Below are 19,714 nucleotides of genomic sequence, written 5' to 3'. Positions count from 1 at the left end.
TTTCGGTTCGGTCAGCTTCCGTGCGTGTGGGTGTGGCCCTGGAACCGGTGGATCGCCTCCTCGGCGCCCGGCGGCATGCTGCCGTCGGCGTTGCGCACCAGGAAGATCCCGGCCATGCCTCCGTCGGAGTGCGTCTGCACGTGGCAGTGGTACATCCACGCGCCGGGGCCGACGCCCTCCCCCGCCAGCACCTGGAAACCGAACGAGCTGCCGGGGTTGAGGTCCTTGTTGTCGATCACCAGGCTCGGGTCGCTCGGTCCCTCCAGCATCCCGGTGCGGTTGTCCGCCCAGCGGTGCGCGTGCAGGTGGAAGGTGTGGAACAGGTTGCCGTGGCCGATGGCGATCCACTCGACGCGCTCGCCCAGGTTCGCCTCGAACATCGGGGTCGCCGGTGCCATCTTGTTGTTGATCATCATGTCGTGGAACACGGCGGTGAACTGCTTCGACGGCAGGATGTCGCCACGCCGCCGGACGATCAGCGCCCCGTACAGCCCCTTCGCGACACCGCCGGTGCCGTGGTCGGTGCCCATCGCGTGATCGTGGTAGTGCCAGTAGCCGGCGCTGCCCGGCATGTACCGCCGACCCGCCGCCGCCACCATCTCGTGGGAGCGCCAGACGTACGTGCGCGTCTCACCGGGATTGTTGAACGAGGCGTTGAACGGGCTGCCGTCGGATTCGGTGCTGTAGTCCACCCCGTGCGGATGGATGGACAGCCGCTGGCTGGTGGTGTTGACCAGGGTGATCTCCAGGGTGTCACCCTCGTACATCTCCAGGATCGGTCCCGGAACGGTGGCCTGACCGGGTGCCAGGCCGTATCCGTACAGGTTGCCGGGCAACTGCTCGGCGTAGATGGTGATCTTCTTCGTGACACCGGTGGCGGCCCGGGCGGGGCTGCCTCCGAACGCGGTGCCGATCGTTGGGGCGGACGCGCCCAGCGCCCCGGCGGCGAGCGCACCGGTGGCGATCAGCGATCGACGGGACAGGTGGCGGTGAGGGCCACCAGCGTTTTCGTCCATGGGTCTCCGTTCCCGACCGGGCGAAGACGCGACGAGGGCAGGGTGCATCGACCGCCGAGCACGGGGGCGGTGGCACGACTGAGGGTGAGGCTCGTCGCGAACTTTGCTCGGAAGACTCAGAACTTTCGATGGATGAGAGAAACTTATTTAATCCATCGACGAAAGTACAGATCTGATTGCAAAAAGATTACCTTGACATCACGACGTCCGTCGATTGACATGAAGCTGACACACGCCGTCGACGCACGGGAGCACACAGCACGACGCCGGGCTGCCTTCGATGAGGCAACCCGGCGGGCGGACGTACGGAAGCTGTGATCAGAGGTGGTCGCGGTCGCCCGCCGGCAGGCTGGGCGCGGGCGGCTGGTCGGGCTGACCGAGCTGCGCGACGTGGGTCGGGTCGAGGACCCGGGAGAGGAACGCGCGGGTCCGTTCGTGCTTCGGCGCGCCGAGCACCTCCTGCGGCGGCCCCTGCTCGACCACCACCCCACCGTCCATGAACACGACCCGGTCGGCGACGTCACGGGCGAACGCCATCTCGTGGGTGACCACCATCATCGTCATGCCGTCCTCGGCCAGCTTGCGCATGACGGTGAGCACGTCGCCGACGAGTTCCGGGTCGAGCGCGGAGGTCGGCTCGTCGAAGAGCATCAGCTTCGGTTCCATCGACAGCGACCGGGCGATCGCCGCCCGCTGCTGCTGCCCACCGGAGAGCTGCGCCGGGAAGGCGTCGGCCTTGTCGGTCAGCCCGACGCGCTCCAGGTTGGCCCGCGCGATCCGCTCGGCCTCGGCCCGACTCCGCCGGAGCACCCGGCGCTGGGCGACGGTGAGGTTCTTCAGCACGGTCAGGTGCGGAAACAGGTTGAACGACTGGAAGACCATGCCGATGCCGCGGCGAACCGCGTCGATCTCGACGTCCGGGTCGGTCATCTCGACCCCGTTCACCCAGATCCTGCCGGCCGTCGGCTCCTCCAGCAGGTCCACGCAGCGCAGCAGGGTCGACTTACCGGAGCCGGACGGCCCGATCACACAGACCACCTCGCCCTGGGCGACCTCGAAGTCGATGCCCTTGAGCACCTCGAGCGGCCCGAAGGACTTGTGCAGGTCGCGGATCTCCACGGCGGGGCGGGATGGGGTGGTCGTCATGGGGGTCACCGAGCCTTGGCGTAGCGGAGTTCGAGGCGTCGTACCACCTGCGACAGCGGCAGGGTGATCACCAGGTACGCGAGGCCGGCCACCAGCAACGGGGTCGCGTTCACCCGGTCGTTGAGCATGTCCCGACCGAACTTGGTGATCTCGATGGTCTGCGCCGTCACACCCAGCACGTAGGCCAACGACGAGTCCTTGGTGAGCAGGATGAGCTCGTTCGTCAACGGTGGGATCACGATCCGGAACGCCTGCGGGACGACGATCGTGCGCATGGCGGTGAAGTGCGACATGCCGAGCGTTCGCGCCGCCTCCATCTGCCCCTTCGGCACGGCCTGGATGCCGGCCCGGATCGTCTCCGCCATGTACGCCGCGGCGGTCAAGCCGAGGCCGATCGCGATGGAGCCGAACACCCCGCCCGGAATCTCGCGCTCCGGGAAGGCGATCGGGATGCCGTACCCGACCAGGAAGAGCACCAGCAGCGCCGGCAGACCCCGGAACAGCTCGATGTACGCCGTCGCCACCCAGCGGTACGGCGCCACCCGGGACAGCCGCATCAGCGCCAGGATGGTGCCGAACACGAGGCCGAAGGCGAACGCCCCCAACGTGTAGAGAATGGTGTTCCGCAGCGCGACGGTGATGATCGTCGGGAACATCGACTTGATGATGTCGACGCGGAAGAACGCGTCGGCCAGTCTGTCCCAGTCCGCGGCGATGAGCACCGCGGCGATGATGGCGATGAAGACCAGGTACTGGAGCCCGAGGGACAGCCGCTCCCGCTGGCGGCGTCGCAGCTTCACGTTCGCTCGTTGCCTTCCCGGAGATTACCGACACGGAGGGCGCGCGGGACGCACGCCCTCCGGTACTACGCGGTGCTCAGGCGCTCGGCCGCTCTGCGGCTCAGGCGCTCGGCCGCTTGCCGATCCACTTCTCGTAGATCGTGTCGTACGTGCCGTCCTGCTTGGCCTTGGCCAGCACCTCGTTGATCTTCTTGAGCAGCTCCGGGTTGGCGTCCTTCTTCACCGGGAAGCCGTACTGCTCGCCGGTGTCGAACTCGGCGGCCACCTCGAACCCGCCCGGGTTCTTCTTGAGGTACTCGGTCCAGACCGGCAGGTCGTTGATGGCGGCCTCGACCTGGCCGTTGGCGACGGCCTGCTGCAGGGCGGCGAGGTCCTCGAACTCGACGAGCTTCAGGCCCTTCTCGGCCTCGTACTTCTTGGCGTAGTCACGACCGGTGGTGGCCGCCTGGACGCCGAGCTTCTTGCCCTTGAGGTCGTCGAGCGACTTGTACGTCTTGCCGGTCTTCACCAGCATCGCCTGGGTGGCGTCGAAGTAGGGATCGGAGAAGTCGATCACCTTCCGCCGCTCTTCGGTGATCGTCATACCGGCGGCAGCCGCGTCGCACTTGCCGGTGTTGAGGTCCTGGCCGGACTTGATCCCCTCGAACGGGGTGTCGATGATCGTCTGCTCGACGCCCAGCTCCTTGGCGACCAGATCCATGATCTCGACGTCGAAGCCGGTCACCTTGCCGCTGGCGTCCTTGGACTGGAACGGCGGGTACGGCAGGTGCGTGCAGACGGTCAGCTTGCCCGCCGAGACCAGCTTGACACCGCTCGCCTGGACCTCACTGTCGTCCTTCTTGGCGCACCCCGCGGTCAGCGCGAGGGCGGTGACGGCCACGACGAGACCGGCCTGACGGACGACGCTGGGAAACCTCACGCTGTGTCCCTCCGATTCGGCTTCCCATTGCGGAGAAAGCCAATCTGGTTCATAGACTTTGCGATTAGCGACCGTACCCGATCTCGCGCGTCGCCCCTAGATCACGCTGCGGCCGACCAGCCGATACCGCACGTTCACCCCCGCCGGTAAACCCGACACTTGGGCAGGAAAGCGCCTCAGCCGCCGGTTCCCTCGGCCGCCCCGTCCGGGGTCAGCGCCCCACCGTCGGGGTCTGTGTCCAAGAACACGTGCTGGTGGCCCTGGCCCGCGTCGACGCTGACCTGGTCGAGCTGGGTCGCCGCGACCGACCAGATCGTCGCGGCCTCGGCCGCCTGCCGCGCGGTGACGTCCAGCAGGGCCGCGCGCTGCGCGGCCGGAACGCCAGCGGTCAGGGCGTAGGCGTCGACGGCCAGCGACGCCTGCTGGACCGCCGCGCGTAAGCCCCCACGCGCCACGTTGGTGGCGGTGGTCCCCGACGGCGGCTCGGCGAACGGCGCGGCCGCCTGGCGCATGACCTCCTGCCACTGGCGCGCCTGTGCCGGGTCCGGGGCACGTCCGGCGGTCGTCTCCGTCTTGATGGCGGCCAGCACCGGGGCGATCTGGTCGCGGACACGTCGGGCCGTCTCAGTCAATTCCGCGATCTGCTGAGCGTCCCGCTTCGCCTCGGCCTGCTTGAGGCTCGCGATGGTCGCCTCGGTGGCGTCCGGGCGGCCCAGCTGATAGCCGACCAACCCGCCCAGCAACGCGGTGACCAGTGCGATCGCGCCCGCGACCGACACGGAGCGCACGGTGCGGCGACGACGGCCATCGGCCTTGTCCAACAGGTAGGAGGGTCGGCCGGTACGGCGCGCCATCGCATCTCCTCGCATCGATGATGTGGGGCCAAAGATTAGCCTCCCGCATGATGCCCGTCGATAGCGTCGCCGCACCCGCGCGACGGCGCCGCCGCCGCGACCGAAGCGTCTAGACCGGGTAACCCCACTCGGCCAGCGGCTTCTCCAACGACCGTTCCACCGCGGCGAGCTGCGCCGGGCTGAGTTCGTCCCGGTACGCCGCCGCCCGGCCCGCCGGGAAGTCGTACCGGGAGAAGCCCTTCTCGAAGGCGGTCGACCAGCTCAGGCCGAGAAAGTCGAGCATCCGGCCGACCTGCTCGCGCGGCTGCTCGACCAGGTCCTCGTAGCGCACGTCCAGCCACTGGTCGTCCGGGTGCCGCAGCCGCGCCTGCGCGAAGGCCTCCATCAGCATCTTCCAGCCCAACGCGGCGAGCACCGGGAAGGATCGGCCGGACTCGACCCACTCCTCGCGCAGGTCCGACGGGAGCGGGCCGTAGATCCAGTTGTCCGGCCCGCGCCAGCCGTCCCACCAGCCCATCTGGAGCCACGAGTTGGCCACTGCCCGACCGTCGCGCACCACGTTGATCACCCGCAGATCCGGGTACGCGGCGTACAGCAGGCCGGTCCGCGGCCACCCGGTGATGTGCTGCACCAACTGCTGACAGCCCTGCCGGGCGATCCGCTCGTCGAAGAAGGTCCGCAGCCGCCGGGCCACGTACGGCGTCAGGTCCTCGGCCACCAGGTCCCGGCACGGTCGGGAGAAGCCGGCCAGCACCTGCCGGTCGAGCAGGCGGTACGCCTCCGACGGCGCCACCCGGAACCGACCCCGCTCCAGCAGCCGTCGACTGTGTCGCAGCGACGTCATTCCCGGCGGGCGCGGCGCCGAGCGCCGGTAGAGCGCGCCGTTGAACCTGCCCTTGGGGTTGAGCCGGGCGAGTTTGTCGTCCAGGCCGGAGACGAAGCCGACCGCGGGATGCCGGGAGAGCAGCTCCTGGACCAGGGTCGAACCGCAGCGACCGGTGCCCACCACCAGTGAGAGCATCCTTCAGCCTTCCTGCCGGGTGGCGGGTGACGGGGAGACGACCGGGTCCGCGCCGAAGCGGGCGGCGGGAGAGGTGGCCGGCGGGCGGCGCAGCGGGTAGCCGAATCGGCTCAGGGCGACGGCGGTCAGCCCGGTCACCACGGCGTACGCGCGGGTGGGCAGGCCGGTCAGCCACTCGGTGTCGGCGACCACGTCGACCAGCCCGGTGCGGTGCCGCGACGGATTGCCGGCCACCGAGTGGGTGGGGGTGAGCCGCACCGTGTTCGGTGTCGGGAACGGCAGCTCGGCGGGGCTCGCGCCCACGAAGCCGGCGATCCGGGCGGTGGCGCCGGCCGGGTCGGCCACGAAGTCCTCGTAGCGCACCCGCAGGTAGCGGCCCGGCGCGCGGCGGCCGCCCCACAGTCGTACGGTCGCGGTGTTCCAGACCAGCCAGAGCAGCGCGGCCTTGCCGACCGGCGGACGGCTCATCAGCTGGTCGTCGGGGCGCCCGTCGAGGGGGCGTCGGCGACGCCAGGAGTACGCGGTCGCGCGCGGGTCGCGCACCACGTGCAGGACGTACAGGTCGATGCCGGGCAGGCCGCCGAGCAGGGCCCCGTACGGCGGCAGCTTGGAGGAGTCGACGATGACACCGTCCGACCGGCCGCCCAGGGCGTGTTCGGCGATCGCGGCGTAGAGCCGGGCCAGGTGGGTGTCGTCGGGGTGCCCGGCGACCGGCGGCAGCCCTCGACGGTGGCGGCGCAGCAGTGCGGGCAGCCGACGCAGCCGCAGCCGCTCGGCCAGGCGGGCGGCGATCCCGGCCGGGTCGGCGTCGGTCAGGTCGGCGCGCACACGGGCCCAGAGCGGGCAGTCGGCCACCGGGGACCCGCAGCCGCAGGGTCGGTTTTCCAGGATGCCGCGCCGCCACAGGTACCGCAGCTCGCCCGCCGCGAAGAAGCCCGGCAACTGCCCCAGAACCGTGGTCACCAGCGTGCTGCCACTGCGACCACTGCCGGCGAGGTAGAGCACCCGCACCTGGCTCACCGGGCCGCTCCCCCACCGGCCGCGGCACGACCGGCCCGCCGCCGCGACGGCAGCGCCTCGGCGGCCTCCGCGTACAGCCCACGGATCTGGTCCAGGTGCCGCTGCGGAGCGAACCGGGCGGCGATCTTCGCCCGGCCGGCCCGGCCCATCCGGTACGCCCGCTCGGGGTCGGCCAGGATGCCGCGCAGCGCGTCGGCGAGGGCGGTGGGCGACTCGGCGGCGACGATACGGCCATCCACCTCGGACTCGACCAGCTCGGGGAGCCCACCCAGGTCGGTGGTGACCACCGGGACGCCGCAGGCGAACGCCTCCAGCACCGCCATCGGTTGGTTCTCGTGCCACCGGGACGGGACGGCGACCACCGCCGCGGACCGGATCAGCTCGTGCAGGCGCGGCTTGTCGAGACGGCCGTGGAACCGGACCCGGCCGGGCGCCCGGCGAGCGGCCAGCGCCTCCAGATCCGGGCGGGCCGGGCCGTCTCCGGCGACGTCCACACCGACCCCCTCCGGCAGCGCGGTGGCCGCCCCGATCAACACGTCGACACCCTTCTCCGGCGCCAGCCGGCCGGCGAAGACGACACCGCCGCCGGGCGTCTGCTTGGCCTCGACGCCGGTCAGGTCGACGAAGTGGTTGACCACCCGCAACCGGTCCGGGTAGACGCCCGCGCGGCGCATCACGTCGGCCAGGAACCCGCTCGGGCTGACGAAGAGCTGCACCGGGTCGTACGCGTTGAGCTGCCGGTGCAGCCAGGACTCGACCGCGAGCAGCCCACTGCGCGACAAAGATCCATCTTTGCAGCGGCGACGGGCCGCCTGCAACGGGCCACCGGTGACGCACGCCTGGCAGGGGCGGCCCCGGTCCAGCAGCTGGTAGCTCGGGCAGGCGAGCTTGTAGTCGTGCATGGTCAGCACGCACGGCACACCGGCCGCGCGGGCCGCGGCGAGCACCGACGGCGACAGCTGGTGGTAGATGTTGTGCAGGTGCAGCACGTCCGGCCGGAAGTCGTCGATCACTCCGGCCAGCCCGCGGCGGCTCGTCGGCGACCACAGCATCCGGCCGACGGCCACCGCGCGGGCGCGCACCCCGCTCGGCGCCGGCTCCAGCTCCACTTCGGACGGGAACCGCGCGGCGTACGGCAGCGGCGACTCGTTCTCCGGGTGGCTCATGCCGAAGTAGCCGACCGTGTCACCGGCAGCCCGTTGCAGGTCGGCGAGATCGAGCAGATACCCCTCGGCACCCCCACGGCGGTAGAGGAACTTGTTCACATGCAGCACGCGCATCGACTCGGCCTGCTCACGTCGATCGGGCGAACCAGGCCCGGAGGTGATGACCGTGGTCTGCCCGCCCCGGCCAGGGCCCACGGTATGCAGGGCGGGTCGGCGAGTCCAGTTCGTGTTTGGCATGTGGCTGAACGGTTGATCTTCGTCTGCCCGTGCGGTCCGCAGCCTGGCCTCCCACCATGATCTCCCGATAGCCTGGCTGCCGCCGGTCGCATCCGCTCGCCGTTGGGCCGGACCGGTGCCCGACGAGGAGGACCCGTGGCAGCCGACGACGAGGCCTCCGCGCTCGCGTACACCGCCCGCCGGATCGGGCGGCACCTGCGCTGGGCGCGTACCGAGGGGATCGGACGGCTCATCGAGGAGGACCGCCTCAACCCGGTCGACCGGGTCCGCACGGCACTGGCGAAGCGACGCTGGCGGCAGCGGGCCGGCCGGTCGCCCGGCTCGGCGGTGCCGGTCTACCTGGTCGGTCTGCAACGCTCCGGCACGAACATGCTGGTCCGCGGCTTGGACGCCGCCCCCGAGGTCGAGGTCCGCAACGAGAACGACAGCACCCTCTTCCACCGCTTCCAACTCCGCCCGGACCCGGTGCTGACCGCCGTCATCCAGCGCAGCCGCCACGCGTACGTCCTGGTCAAGCCGCTCTGCGAGAGTCACCGCGTGGACGAGTTGCTGGCCCTGCCAGGGCTGACACCCGGGCGCGCGCTCTGGGTCTGGCGCGACGTCGACGACCGGGCCCGCTCCGAGGTCGCCAAGTTCGGTGACGCCAACCTGCGGGCCCTGCGGGCGATCGCCGACGGCAGCATCGGCCGACGGTGGCAGGGGCAGCGGCTCGACGCCGACACCGTCGAGCTGATCCGGGCCCACGACCCGCAGCGGTTGGATCCCCACAGCGGCGCGGCGCTGTTCTGGTACGTCCGCAACTCGCTCGTCTTCCGCCTCGGCCTGGACCAGCGCGGCGACGTGCTGCTCTGCCGCTACGACAGCCTGGTCGCCGACCCTGCCGCGCAGCTGCGGCGGCTCTGCGCCTTCCTCGACTTCCCCTACCATGCCCGGCTGCACGCGCACATCGCCCCACGCGAGTCGCACGGCGCGACAGCCCACCGCCAGCTCCCGATCGACAGGCGCGTGCGGGACCGCTGCGACGAGCTGACCGACCGGCTCGACCGCGCCGCGGCCGACGCCCGACCCGAGACGACGAAGGCGGTCGACCGTGGCTGAGACCGGAACCCGGACCGCGCCGATCTTCCTGGTCGGCTGCCAACGGTCGGGCACCACGATGGTGCGTCTCGTCCTGGACTCGCACTCGCGCATCAGCTGCGGGCCGGAGACCCGGTTCCTGCCGGACCTGCGCCGCATCGTCGGCCGGGACTGGGAACGGCTGGCCCGCTTCGGCTTCCCGCGCGAGGACTGGTTGCGCCGGATCCGGGACTTCTTCGGCGGCGTGCACGCCGACTACGCCGCCGCGCGGGGCAAGACCCGGTGGGCCGACAAGACCCCGCTGTACGCGATGTCGCTCGACTTCGTCACCGAGGTCTTCCCGGACGCCCAGATCGTGCACCTCATCCGGGACGGCCGCGATGTGGTGGTCTCGCACCGCAAACGGTTCGGCTACTGGTCCGCGGTGAAGTGCGTGGTGAAGTGGCCGCGCTACATCCGCGCCGCGCGGGCGGTCGGCGCCACCCTGCCGGCGGACCGCTACTACGAGCTGCGGTACGAGCAGGCGGTCAGCGAGCCGGAGAAGGCGATGCGGGCCCTCTTCGAGTTCCTCGACGAACCGTGGGAGGACGGCATCCTCGACTACGACAGCAAGCAGCACGACGTCGCCCAGAAATACACCACCGAGGCGGAGCGACGTCGGGCGGCCGCCAGCGTCACCGCGCCGATCTACGGCTCCCGGGTGGGCACCTACCGCCGTGAGCTCGACCCGTTCCTCCGCCTGCTGGTCTGGGTCTTCTCCGGCCCGACCCTGCGCGAGCTGGGCTACCGGTGACCCGCCCGGGCCGGCTGCGCGCGGTCGCCGCCGCCATGGCCGCCACGGTCCTGCTCACCGCCGGCTGCACCGCCGGTGGCGACGATCCGCCGCCGGTGCCCGCTCCCTCCGCGACGACGACACCCGGACCCGGCACGCCGGAGCGCACCGTCAAGCAGGTCAGCAACCCGTTCGGCGCGCACTGGGACTGGTCGCGCTACCAGCAGTTCGGGCCGTACCTGCGCCGGCTCGCCGGTTCGGCGACGTACGAGGAGATCTCCTGGTGCGAGATCGAACGGACCGCGGGCCGGCCGGACTGGACCGGATTGGACCAGATCGCCGCGCGCACCCGGGACCTGGGCATCACCCTGCACCTGAAGATCCGCACCGGCGTGTGCTGGGCGACCGGCGGCACCGCCCGCCACACCCGGGGCGCGGCCAACAAGACCGAGTCGGCGATGCCCACCGACCTCGCCGCGTACCAGCGGTTCGTCCGCTCGGTGGTGCAGCGCTACGGCCCGTCCGGGGTGCGGGAGTACGCCATCGAGAACGAGGTCAACGCGCCGAGCTACTGGGCCGGCAGCCCCGAGGAGTACGCGCGGTTGGTCCGGGCCGCCGCCGAGACGATCCGCGCGACCGACCCGAAGGCGCTGGTGGTCGACTCCGGCATCAGCAGCGTCGCGTACGGCATGGGCGTCGCCGACCGGCTGGTGCGCGCCGGTCAGGTGCCCGAGGCCATCGCCGCCTACCAGGCGTACTTCCAGCGCCGGGTCGGCACGCGGGGGCAGCAGATCCCGGCGGTGACCGGGGAGGCGCAGCTGCGCAGGGCGCTCGGCACCGAGACGAACAGCCGCAGCCTGCGGTTCCTGGCGGTGACCGAGTCGCTGTTGGCCGACCGCACCGTCGACGTCCGGCAGGTGCACTTCTACGAGCACTTCTCCGGGGTGGCGCCGCTGCTGGACTACCTACAAGCGACCACACCGCCGGGTACGCCGATCCAGGCGTGGGAGGTCGGGCAGTTCTGGCGCGACGGCGACGGTGAGCCGGCCAGCCGGGCGGTGGAGATGGTCAAGACGGTCAGCCTGCTGGCCGCCGGCGGGATCAGCGAGATCAGTTGGTTGCCGTTGGCGTACAACCCGAACAACGCGGCCGGCAGTGAGGTCCGCTACGGCCTGCTCGACCCGGACGGCACCGAACGCGAGGCCGGCCGGATGCTGGCGGGCCTCGCCGACGCGGCCCGGGACGCCACCGTCACCCCGTTGCCGGCCTCGGTGGCCGGCCGGCTGAACGGGGTCGCGTTCGTCCGGGGCGGGTCGAGCACGCTGGTGCTCTGGTCGGCGTCGAACACGCCGGTGACGGTGCCGCCGGGGCCGGGCGCGCGGGCCGGGGCGGTGGGTTCCCCGCTGGGCGCGGCCGGCGCCGGCACCACCGTGACCGACGTGCCCGTGCTGCTGCGCGCCGACCAGCCGGTGGACCGGATCCTCGCCGCCGTCCGCTAACCGGGCCAGCGCCTAACCGGGCCAGGGGTCGGGCCAGTCGAGCAGGGCGGCCAGGCGGGCGTTGTGCGGCGCGAAGTGCTCCCCCAGCCGGTCCCGCAGGGCCGGGGTCAGCTCGGAGACACCCGGGTCGACGCGACGGGTGTGCCGGGTGAACGCCTCGGGGGTGAAGGCCGGCAGGTCGAGGAAGCGCAGGATGTCGGCGTACGTGCCGGCCGGGTCGGCCTGGAGGTCCTCGGTGCGGGCCACGTGGATCCGCTCGCGGGGCACGTGGGCGAACCACAGTCGCAGCTGCTCGGCGTAGCGGCCCCGCGCCGCGTACGAGTAGTGACGCAACGCCCGGTGCGCGGCGGGCCCGTCCGGGCCGCCCCGCGTCGCCCGCGCCAACCGCTCCTGCTCCGCGTCGAGGGCGTCGGCGAAGCTGAGCGGCTCGACGCCGTACGAGCGGGTGTGCAGGTAGTGCGAGTACGCCCGCTGCACCGGGTCCCGCAGCAGCGCGACGAAGCGGGCCTGCGGCAGGGTCGCCGCGACGCGGGTCGGCACGCTCGGGTGGAACAGGTAGTAGGGGCTCGCCTCGAACGTCCGCTCGCCGGGGGCGAGGTGCGGGAAGTGCCCCCGGTACCACCGCACCCCCCGACCGTGGTGGACGCTGAAGAACTGCAACTCCTTGCCGCTCGCCGCCCGTACCCGGGGGTGCGCGGCGAGGTGGTGGTACAGCGAGGTGGTGCCGCAGCGCTGCCCACCGATCACCAGGAAGTCGGGCAACGGTCCGGGGTCGCCCGGCCGCGCGGCGCGCCCCCAGGCCCGCGCCGCGCGTACCCCCCGACGCAGCCGGTCGGTGACCTGACGCCTCGCGACGCCGGTCACGAACCGACTCCGGTGTGGGCGGTACCGACCGGTTCCGTGGGATCAGCGGCACGTCGACCGCCTCGGCGGGTCACCGAGCGCAGCACCATCACGTCCTCCCGACTGAGCCCGAGGGCGAGCACCCCGGCGAGGTACGCCGCCACGATCGCGGCCAGACCGACCGCGAGTTGGGCGGTCCCGCCGTCGACCAGCGCGCGCACACCGAACCCGACGCCCATCGCGACCAGCGCGGCGAGCAGGCCCTTGATCATGCCCGCCGTCACCGGCACGGTGTGCACCTGGGCGCGTACCTGCCAGACCCGGGCGATGTTCACCGCCGCCAGCGAGACCGCCCAGGCCACCGCCGCGCCGAGAATGCCGTACGCCGGGATGAGCCAGAGGTTGAGCAGGACGTTGAGCAGCAGAGCGGCGAGGTTGTCCAGCATGTTGACCGAGACCCGGCCGGACATGTTCAGCAGCGTCCCGCAGGGCCCGGTCGCGGCGTTGACGAGCTGACCGAGCGCCAGCACCACCGTGACGGCCGCGCCGCCGGCCAGACCCGGCCCGCCGACCAGGCGCAGCAACTGCTCCGGGAAGACCAGCAACGCCACGAAGGCCGGCAGCGACAGCCGGAGCACCCAACCGGTTGCCACCCGGTAGATCCGGCGTACCTCGTCCAGTCGGCCCTGGTGGTAGAGGTGCGCCAGGTGCGGACCGAACGAGGCGTTGACCGGCGCGAGCACGAACACCGCGATGGTGACCAGCCGGGTCGCCACGTGGTAGACGCCGATCGCGTCGGGACCGTAGTCGAAGAAACCGAGCAGCAGCGCGTCCACCCAGATCAGCCCGGTGGACGACAGGGAGGAGACCCAGCTGACGGTGGAGAACCGGAACAGCTCGCCCGGCCGGTACGCGGGTTGGGCGGCGGGCACCCGGCGCACCATCCGGGCGAGCGCCACGAGGGCGAACCCGGCCGCGCTCCAACTCGCCACCACCAGCGCCCAGAAGGCGCCGGTCAGGCCCGCCCCGAGGGCGAGCGCCAGCGCGGTGAGCACCAGCCGGGCGGCCGGCTCGTAGCCCTGACCGATGAGCGCGTAGGCCCGCTGGGTGCGCCAACCCCGGGTGGCCGCGAGCGCGGCCTCGCAGACGGTCGAGGCGGGCAGGCACAGCGCCACCAGCCGTAGCCCGGTGGTGAGCTGCGGGTCGTGCAGGGCGTCGGCGAGCCACGGCGCGCCGACCGCCAGACCGAGGGCGATCACCGACGACGCCACGGCCGAGATGCCGACTCCGAGCCGGATCGCGCCCCGCAGGGCGCCCGAATCGTCGTCGGCGAGATGCACCGCCACGAACCGGGTCAGCCCGGCCCGGAACCCGGAGAGCGAGAGCAGCCCCAGCAGCGACAGCACGGCGTAGACCTGGGCGTACCGGCCGAGCTCCGGTACCCCCAGGGCCCGGGCCAGCAGCAGCATGACCAGGAAGAGCGCCACCTGGCTGAACACGGCGCTGGCGAGGTTCAGCACACCGCCGCGGGCCATGCCGCGTACCTGCTGGTCGCCGGCCTCCGGTGCGGTCGGCGACCGGTCGGTCACCGCGCGCACCCGGTGGCCCGTTCCCCGACGGTCACGGCCGTGCCGCGGTCACGGCCTGCGCCGGCACAGAGGGGGCCAGGGTGGTCGCCGCCGGGCGGGCGGCGGCGCGACCACGGGAGAGCAGTTCGAGTACGCCCACCAGCAGCACACCGAGCAGCAGACCCGCACCGCCCACCGGCAGGGCGGTACGCACCAGCTCCGCCATCCGGCTCACCTCGTGCACCTCGCCGATGCTGGTCACCTGCTTCGGGTCGGCGGCCTGGGCCTGGGCCCGCGCCGCCTGCAACCCCTCCCGCGCCTGGGACAGGGCGTTGGTCGCCGCGTCCCGCTGGGCGAGCAGGGCCTGGTAGTCGGGGAGCTTCGGTCCCAGCTCGTCGAGCTTCTTCTGGGCGGCGGTGATCGCGGTGGCCGCCGCGTCCACGCCGCGGCCGTTGCCGACCGCCTGCATGGAGAGCTGCTGCTGGCGCAGGCTGGTCAGCTCGCTGAGCGTCGCCTGGTAGATCCGGTCCGGCTGGGAGACCTTGTTCGTCTTCTCCCACTCGCCGATCGCCCTGGTCGCCGCGGTGACGTCGGCGCTGGCCGCATCGACCTCGCCGGTGGCGATGCCGACCTGGGAGGAGAAGAGGAAGGCCAACGCCCGGGTGGTGGTCGCGGTCAGCACCGGGGCGACCTTTCCCCGGTCACCGGCGGTGTACGTCACCTCCAACTGGCTGCTCGCGCCGACCTGGGTGATGGCCAGCCCGTCCCGCAGCCGCTCCGGTGCCACCCCGGTGTCACCGGCCACGTCGGCGAGGACCCGGGGTGAGGTGACCGCCGCGCCGAACGCCGCGACGAACTGGTTCGCCGCCTGCGTACCGGTGTACTGCGTTCCGGCCGCGCCGCCCACCAGCGCCGGCGCCGCCACGTACGCGGTCCCGCTGAACTGCTGTGGCGCGAACAGGACGATGGCGGCTGCGGCGCCGGTGGCGAGCACCGGCACTCCCACGAGTACCCAGAGGCGCCGCCGGGCGACCCGCAGGTAGTCGACGATCTCCACTTTTTCCCCAATGCTGTCGTTCAGTCAAACCGGGACGGACGTGCGTCGTGTCTGCTCGCCGGTCAGGTTCGGAGCCGGTTGGCGGGCGATCACGCTGGCCGCCGCCGCGAACGCGACGAAGTACCAGAGGGTGACCACGTTGGAAATGACGTTGGAGGCGGCGCTGATCGCCACGAAGGCGGCGGCGCAGCCGGCGAACCCGACGGCGACGCCACGCTCGAAGCTGCCGGGAGGCGCCCGCCGTAGCGCCCTCCGCGCGGTGTGCAGAAAGGCGACCAGCATCAGCAGGTACGCCCCGAGACCGAGCAACCCGGTCTCCACGTACGCCCGCAGGAAGTCGTTGTGCGGTTTCTTCGCCTCGTCGGTTTCCCGCTGGGTCATGTTCGGCCCGATGCCGGTCACCGGGTTGCGGTCGGCGAGCGTGACGATCTCGGTCCAGTAGTCGATCCGCCACGCCAGGGTGTTCCCGGTCGGGTCTCCGCCGACGGCGCGCGACGTACCGAGTTGGGCGAACCGCTCGCCGACGGCGGGCACCAACGCCACCCCGGCGACCGCCACCACGCAGAGGGTGACCAGCATCCGCTTGCTGCGATGCAGCGCCGCGACCACCACCAGGCCGATCGCCGCGCCGAGCAGGGCGCTGCGGGTATTGGTGAGCAGCAGGAACAGCAGCGAGAGCGCGAGCAGCACCCCGAGGGTCACCCGCAGTCGACGACCCAGGAAGCGGTACACCGCGAACCCGAAGATCACCATGAACATCAGGTAGCGGCCGAACGTGGTCGACTGGCTGAACGTGCCGCTGATCCGGGTGAAGTCGCCCTTCACCTCGGCCGGCGGGTTGCCGAGCAGCGACAGGACGACGGTGTAGCCCAGCGCCAGCACCAGCGAGGCGTAGCAGGCGAGCAGAACCCGCCGGATCGTCGCGGTGTCCGGCATGAGTTGCTCCAGCACCACGAACATCACCACCACGGTGAGGATCCGCAACGCCTCCAGCAGGCTGTTCGCCGGCCGACTGGCGCCGAGGGCGCTGACCACGCTGCTGGCGCCGACGAGCAGCATGGCCCAGCTGAGCGGCGAGCCGCGCAGCCGCCCGTGCCGGCTCAGCTGTGCGGCCAGCCAGAGCCCGGCGGCGAGGAGGAACAGCACCGCGAGCAGGGTGGAGGGGTCCATCGCCCGGGCCGCTCCGGCCGAGTCGGCCCGGCCGGCGCTCGGCCCGGTCAGCTTGAATAGGTCGACGCAGGAGCGCACCGCGAGCATCAGCAGCACGTACCCGGCGAACCGGGTCAGCGCGAGGACGGCCACCGCGATCCCCGCGACCACCGCGAGCGGCAGCACCATGCCTTTACGGTCACCGGCCGCCATCGAGACACCCGCGACCACGGCCACGACGGCGGCGGCCAGCGCCGCGCCGCCGGTGAGGAGGCGGGTCGGGTCGAGCCGCCTGGTCAGGAGCGGAGTGACCTGCTGCGTGTGTTGTTCCACTGATCCCACTGAACTGAATCGGCTCTGCCCGGCCGCTGCCGGGCGCGGCCAACCGATGTCCTCCCGGCACAAGATCGGTTCAATCTAGCCCTGTCGCCTCGACGGCAGAAGGGGCCGTTGCACCGACTGCCGCGTCGTCCGGGAAGCTGATCCGACGCTCCCTGCGTGAAAACGCCGCACGATCAGCCGGCGGACCCCGCGAGCCGTGCCCTGGCCCGCCGGCCCGGCTCCGGGGCCAACCGGAGATAGAGTCGCTCCAACTCGCGGGCAGCGGTGTCCCAGCTGTACCTCGCGGTGACCCGCTCCCCCAGCGCCACGGCACCGGCCCGTTCACCCGGCAGGTCGGCGAGCAGCGACGTCAACGCCCGGACCAGGTCGTCCTCGTCGCCGTCGCGGAACAACCGCCCGCCGGCGGCGTCGGACGTCAGCACCTCGACGTGCGGCGCGATGTCGCTGGCGACCACGGGCAGCCCGTACGCGGCCGCCTCCAGCAGCGTCAACGGCAGTCCCTCCAGCCGGGACGGTTGAACGAAACCGGCGGCGCCGGCGTACAGCTCGGCGAGCAGGTCGCCGTAGGCGAACCCGGTGAAGACGATCCGGTCGTCCGTCCCGGCCTCACGGCGCAGCCGGTCCACGAAGTCGTCGGTGAACGACGACCCGCCGACGATCGCCAGGCGCATCGTGGTCTCGGTACGGCGGAAGGCCCGGATCAGCAGGTCGGCCGCCTTCTCCGGCACCAGCCGACCGACCAGCAGCAGGTAGCCGCCGGGGGTCAGCCCGAACCGGTCCTGGATCTGACGGCTCCGCACCGGTCGGGCCGGATTCACGCCGTTCGGGATGTAGGTCGTCGGCCGGCCGAACCGGGTGCCGTAGTGGGCGGCGAGCCCCTGGGAGACCGCCACCCGCTGGTGCGGGACGTACCCGCTGAACCAGTGGGCGCTGCCCAGCACCGCCCGCGCGGCGAACCCCCACTTGCCCCGCTGGTTGTCCAGCCCGTGCACGGTCAGCACGACGCGCGCCCGGGACAGGGCACGCGGGAGCGGGGCGACCAGAGCCGGCCCGAGCCCGTGGTAGTGCACGATGTCGGGCCGTGCGGTCATCGCCGCCACGGTCGAGGTCGCCGCGTGCACGATGGCGTCGAGGTGCTTGCTCGCGATGGTGTGGGTCTCGCGCAGCCGTACGCCCCGGTAGCCGTCGGCGGGTGTCTCGCCGTAGCTGCGGCGGCAGTAGACGGTGACCTCGTGCCCGTAGCTGGCGAGCCGACTGGCCATCTCCTCCACGTGCCGTTCGATGCCGCCGTAGGTGGCCGGCATCCCCTTCTGGCCGATCATCGCGATCCGCAGCGGACGCCAGCTCGCACCCGCTGCGGCGCTGTCCCGTCCGGCGGCCCACGCGTCGAGCGCCTGCCGTGCCGCGACACCCTCGCCCCGCTGCCGGGGAATCGCAGGATGTCCGGTTCCCTGGTCCACATTGCCGGTCTGCAGGTCGGGGTAGGCCACGATGACTCCCTGCGTGACTAGGTGCGCGCCCGCGCCCGGGCAGATCAACACCTTGCCATGAACGGACCCGTCCGCCAGCCGATCATCCAGACAAAAAAATCATCGGTGGGATTCGTGACTCGTGACATGCCATCCGGATGACATCTACGTGGACGGCTGTGGAACCAGGTCGACCAGCGGATGAACAGCCCGCGCAGCCGCAACGGCTGGAGTCCCACCGTGCCTCCAGGCCGGCCGGGTGTCAGGGGAGGGACGACGGTCCGGTCGGCTCGGACGCTCTCCTGGTGTGCAGGACCGTCAGCGTCACGGTGATCGCGGCGACGACGCCGACGCCGGCCCAGAGCAGCGGCCGGGTCCGCAGGTCGTCGGGCAGTTGCTGACCGAGGACGAAGACGCCCATCACCACCACGAACCAGCCGAACGCCTTGCGCAGGATATCCGCCGGGATCCGCTCGGTGAGTCGTCCACCGACCAGGCTGCCCGCGACGGCAGCGACGCTGACCGTTGCCGCGAGGCCCCAGTTGATGTCCACACTGGACAGATAGCCGGCCAGGCCGGCGAACGACTTCATGGCGATGACCACCAGCGAGGTGCCGACCGCTATCGGCATCGGCAGGCCACCGAGCAACGCCAGGGCGGGCACCACCAGGAAGCCGCCGCCCGCGCCGACCAGGCCGGTCACCAGGCCGACCACCACACCGTCGAGGATCACCCGTGGTACCGGCAGCTCGTGCGGCGACACAACGCCGACGGCCTCGCGTCGGCCACGGATCATCGCTACCGCAGTGGCCAGCATCATCACCGCGAACCCGGTGAGCAGGATTCCGCCGGGGATGAGCCCGGCCAGGCGACCACCGGCGTAGGCGCCGGTCATGCCGGCGAGACCGAAGATCAGGCCGGTGCGCCAGCGCACCCGGTGGGCGCGGGCGTGCGGGATGACGCCCACCAGGCTGGTGGCCCCGACGACGAGCAACGACGTCGCGATGGCCTCCTTCGCGGGCAGGTCGGCGACGTAGACCAGCAGCGGCACGGCGAGGATCGAGCCGCCCCCGCCCAACAGCCCGAGGCTGACCCCGATCAGCACGGCCAGCCCGACGGTCAGCGCCACTGTGGCGGTCATGCCCGCTCCACGGCGCTCCCGCGCAGCTGGCCCATGACGGTGTCGAGGTCGCGGCTGGCACCCCGGTTGTAGGGCAGCTTGCCGAGCAACATCCCCATGGCGCAGGTGTTGGTGACGGCGGCGACGGTCAAGCCGGCGCCGATGGCCCCGGCCACCCACTTGAGCTGCGGCACGAACACCGAGGCGAGAATGCTGACCAGCACGATCGAGCCGGCCACCAGGCGGACCTGACGTTCGAGGTCCCACCGGGGCACGCCCCGCGTGATCGGCGCGTTGGCCGCCTGCCAGGCCATGATGCCGCCGTCCAGCACCGTCAGGTTGGGCAGGCCGACCCCCGCCAGGGCCTGCTGGGCCTGGCTGGCGCGGGCACCGGAGCGGCAGACCAGAACGACGTCCTCGTCCACCTGGTCGCGCAACTCCTGGCGGTGCTCCTTGAGCAGGTCGAGCGGCACGTTGTAGGAGCCGGGGATGTGCGACGTCTCGAACTCCGCCGGGGTACGCACATCCAGCACGCGGGGCGCACGACCGGATTCGATCAGTTCGCGAAGGCCGGTGGCGTCGAGCGTGGCAGGGCGCGTGGTATCGGGAGTGCTCATTTCTCTTCTTTCTTGGATGAGG

Annotated in this window: 18 protein-coding genes; 3 read left to right on the top strand and 15 right to left on the bottom strand. The window is 71.8% G+C overall.

Going from position 1 to position 19,714, the window contains the following annotated elements; all coding sequences use genetic code 11:
* Positions 1–11: 11 nt before the first annotated feature.
* The 8 genes from EV382_RS05800 to EV382_RS32615 all read right to left on the bottom strand — a co-directional run bounded on the left by EV382_RS05800 (position 12) and on the right by EV382_RS32615 (position 8,056).
* Positions 12–1,016, bottom strand: coding sequence for a multicopper oxidase domain-containing protein (locus EV382_RS05800; RefSeq protein WP_130400573.1), 1,005 nt, complete (start codon positions 1,014–1,016; stop codon positions 12–14).
* A 318-nt stretch (positions 1,017–1,334) separates the two neighbouring features.
* Entirely contained in the window at positions 1,335–2,162 is an 828-nt protein-coding gene (locus EV382_RS05795) for an amino acid ABC transporter ATP-binding protein (RefSeq protein ID WP_130400572.1), read from the bottom strand.
* Between the two features lie 5 nt (positions 2,163–2,167).
* Positions 2,168–2,962 (bottom strand): amino acid ABC transporter permease, encoded by a 795-nt coding sequence (locus tag EV382_RS05790; protein WP_130400571.1) that lies wholly within the window; start codon positions 2,960–2,962, stop codon positions 2,168–2,170.
* A gap of 100 nt (positions 2,963–3,062) precedes the next feature.
* A complete protein-coding gene (locus EV382_RS05785) occupies positions 3,063–3,881 on the bottom strand; it encodes a basic amino acid ABC transporter substrate-binding protein (protein ID WP_130400570.1) in 819 nt (272 codons plus the stop codon).
* 176 nt (positions 3,882–4,057) lie between these two features.
* Positions 4,058–4,735, bottom strand: a complete 678-nt coding sequence (locus EV382_RS05780; RefSeq protein ID WP_130400569.1) for a hypothetical protein — start codon at positions 4,733–4,735, stop codon at positions 4,058–4,060.
* 109 nt (positions 4,736–4,844) lie between these two features.
* On the bottom strand, positions 4,845–5,756 hold the full coding sequence (locus EV382_RS05775) for a sulfotransferase family protein (protein WP_130400568.1): 912 nt from the start codon (positions 5,754–5,756) through the stop codon (positions 4,845–4,847).
* A gap of 3 nt (positions 5,757–5,759) precedes the next feature.
* Positions 5,760–6,776 carry a sulfotransferase gene (locus EV382_RS05770; protein WP_130400567.1) on the bottom strand — a complete coding sequence of 339 codons (1,017 nt, stop codon included), beginning with the start codon at positions 6,774–6,776 and terminating at the stop codon, positions 5,760–5,762.
* The gene (locus EV382_RS32615) at positions 6,773–8,056 is read right to left on the bottom strand and encodes a glycosyltransferase family 4 protein (protein ID WP_165435726.1); all 1,284 of its coding nucleotides are present in this window, start codon (positions 8,054–8,056) and stop codon (positions 6,773–6,775) included. Before EV382_RS32615 ends, EV382_RS05770 begins: the two co-directional genes overlap by 4 nt.
* Before the next feature lie 258 nt (positions 8,057–8,314).
* Between EV382_RS32615 and EV382_RS32610 the strand changes: the two genes are divergently transcribed.
* Genes EV382_RS32610 through EV382_RS05755 form a run of 3 tightly spaced genes read left to right on the top strand, consistent with a single transcriptional unit; the run spans position 8,315 to position 11,527 of the window.
* The gene (locus EV382_RS32610; protein WP_165435725.1) at positions 8,315–9,277 is read left to right on the top strand and encodes a sulfotransferase; all 963 of its coding nucleotides are present in this window, start codon (positions 8,315–8,317) and stop codon (positions 9,275–9,277) included.
* On the top strand, positions 9,270–10,049 hold the full coding sequence (locus EV382_RS05760; RefSeq protein ID WP_165435724.1) for a sulfotransferase family protein: 780 nt from the start codon (positions 9,270–9,272) through the stop codon (positions 10,047–10,049). Before EV382_RS32610 ends, EV382_RS05760 begins: the two co-directional genes overlap by 8 nt.
* Positions 10,046–11,527 (top strand): hypothetical protein, encoded by a 1,482-nt coding sequence (locus EV382_RS05755; RefSeq protein WP_130400564.1) that lies wholly within the window; start codon positions 10,046–10,048, stop codon positions 11,525–11,527. Before EV382_RS05760 ends, EV382_RS05755 begins: the two co-directional genes overlap by 4 nt.
* Positions 11,528–11,539: 12 nt before the next feature.
* On the opposite strand, the gene EV382_RS05750 is transcribed toward EV382_RS05755, so the two are convergent.
* The 7 genes from EV382_RS05750 to EV382_RS05720 form a co-directional block, all read right to left on the bottom strand.
* The gene (locus tag EV382_RS05750) at positions 11,540–12,391 is read right to left on the bottom strand and encodes a sulfotransferase family protein (RefSeq protein WP_130400563.1); all 852 of its coding nucleotides are present in this window, start codon (positions 12,389–12,391) and stop codon (positions 11,540–11,542) included.
* Positions 12,388–13,959 carry an oligosaccharide flippase family protein gene (locus EV382_RS05745; RefSeq protein ID WP_130400562.1) on the bottom strand — a complete coding sequence of 524 codons (1,572 nt, stop codon included), beginning with the start codon at positions 13,957–13,959 and terminating at the stop codon, positions 12,388–12,390. The genes EV382_RS05750 and EV382_RS05745 overlap by 4 nt, the downstream gene beginning before the upstream one ends.
* 31 nt (positions 13,960–13,990) lie before the next feature.
* Positions 13,991–14,995 (bottom strand): Wzz/FepE/Etk N-terminal domain-containing protein, encoded by a 1,005-nt coding sequence (locus EV382_RS05740; protein WP_165435723.1) that lies wholly within the window; start codon positions 14,993–14,995, stop codon positions 13,991–13,993.
* A gap of 24 nt (positions 14,996–15,019) precedes the next feature.
* Positions 15,020–16,477, bottom strand: a complete 1,458-nt coding sequence (locus EV382_RS05735; RefSeq protein WP_130400560.1) for an O-antigen ligase family protein — start codon at positions 16,475–16,477, stop codon at positions 15,020–15,022.
* A gap of 182 nt (positions 16,478–16,659) precedes the next feature.
* Positions 16,660–17,976, bottom strand: a complete 1,317-nt coding sequence (locus EV382_RS05730) for a glycosyltransferase family 4 protein (RefSeq protein ID WP_130400559.1) — start codon at positions 17,974–17,976, stop codon at positions 16,660–16,662.
* 241 nt (positions 17,977–18,217) lie between these two features.
* Positions 18,218–19,096, bottom strand: coding sequence for a sulfite exporter TauE/SafE family protein (locus tag EV382_RS05725; RefSeq protein ID WP_130400558.1), 879 nt, complete (start codon positions 19,094–19,096; stop codon positions 18,218–18,220).
* A complete protein-coding gene (locus tag EV382_RS05720; protein ID WP_130400557.1) occupies positions 19,093–19,692 on the bottom strand; it encodes a rhodanese-like domain-containing protein in 600 nt (199 codons plus the stop codon). The genes EV382_RS05725 and EV382_RS05720 overlap by 4 nt, the downstream gene beginning before the upstream one ends.
* Between the last annotated feature and the right edge of the window lie 22 nt (positions 19,693–19,714).

This window comes from Micromonospora violae (genome assembly GCF_004217135.1).
Classification (GTDB): Bacteria; Actinomycetota; Actinomycetes; order Mycobacteriales; family Micromonosporaceae; genus Micromonospora; species Micromonospora violae.
The sequence above is the reverse complement of the archived record's forward strand: the minus strand, read 5'-3'. Positions and strand labels throughout refer to the sequence as shown.

Coding starts and splice junctions, on each gene's coding strand:
- EV382_RS05800 (WP_130400573.1), bottom strand. CDS start 1,016: ATGGACGAAAACGCTGGTGGCCCTCACCGCCACCTGTCCCGTCGATCG.
- EV382_RS05795 (WP_130400572.1), bottom strand. CDS start 2,162: ATGACGACCACCCCATCCCGCCCCGCCGTGGAGATCCGCGACCTGCAC.
- EV382_RS05780 (WP_130400569.1), bottom strand. CDS start 4,735: ATGGCGCGCCGTACCGGCCGACCCTCCTACCTGTTGGACAAGGCCGAT.
- EV382_RS05775 (WP_130400568.1), bottom strand. CDS start 5,756: ATGCTCTCACTGGTGGTGGGCACCGGTCGCTGCGGTTCGACCCTGGTC.
- EV382_RS32615 (WP_165435726.1), bottom strand. CDS start 8,056: ATGCGCGTGCTGCATGTGAACAAGTTCCTCTACCGCCGTGGGGGTGCC.
- EV382_RS05725 (WP_130400558.1), bottom strand. CDS start 19,096: ATGACCGCCACAGTGGCGCTGACCGTCGGGCTGGCCGTGCTGATCGGG.
- EV382_RS05720 (WP_130400557.1), bottom strand. CDS start 19,692: ATGAGCACTCCCGATACCACGCGCCCTGCCACGCTCGACGCCACCGGC.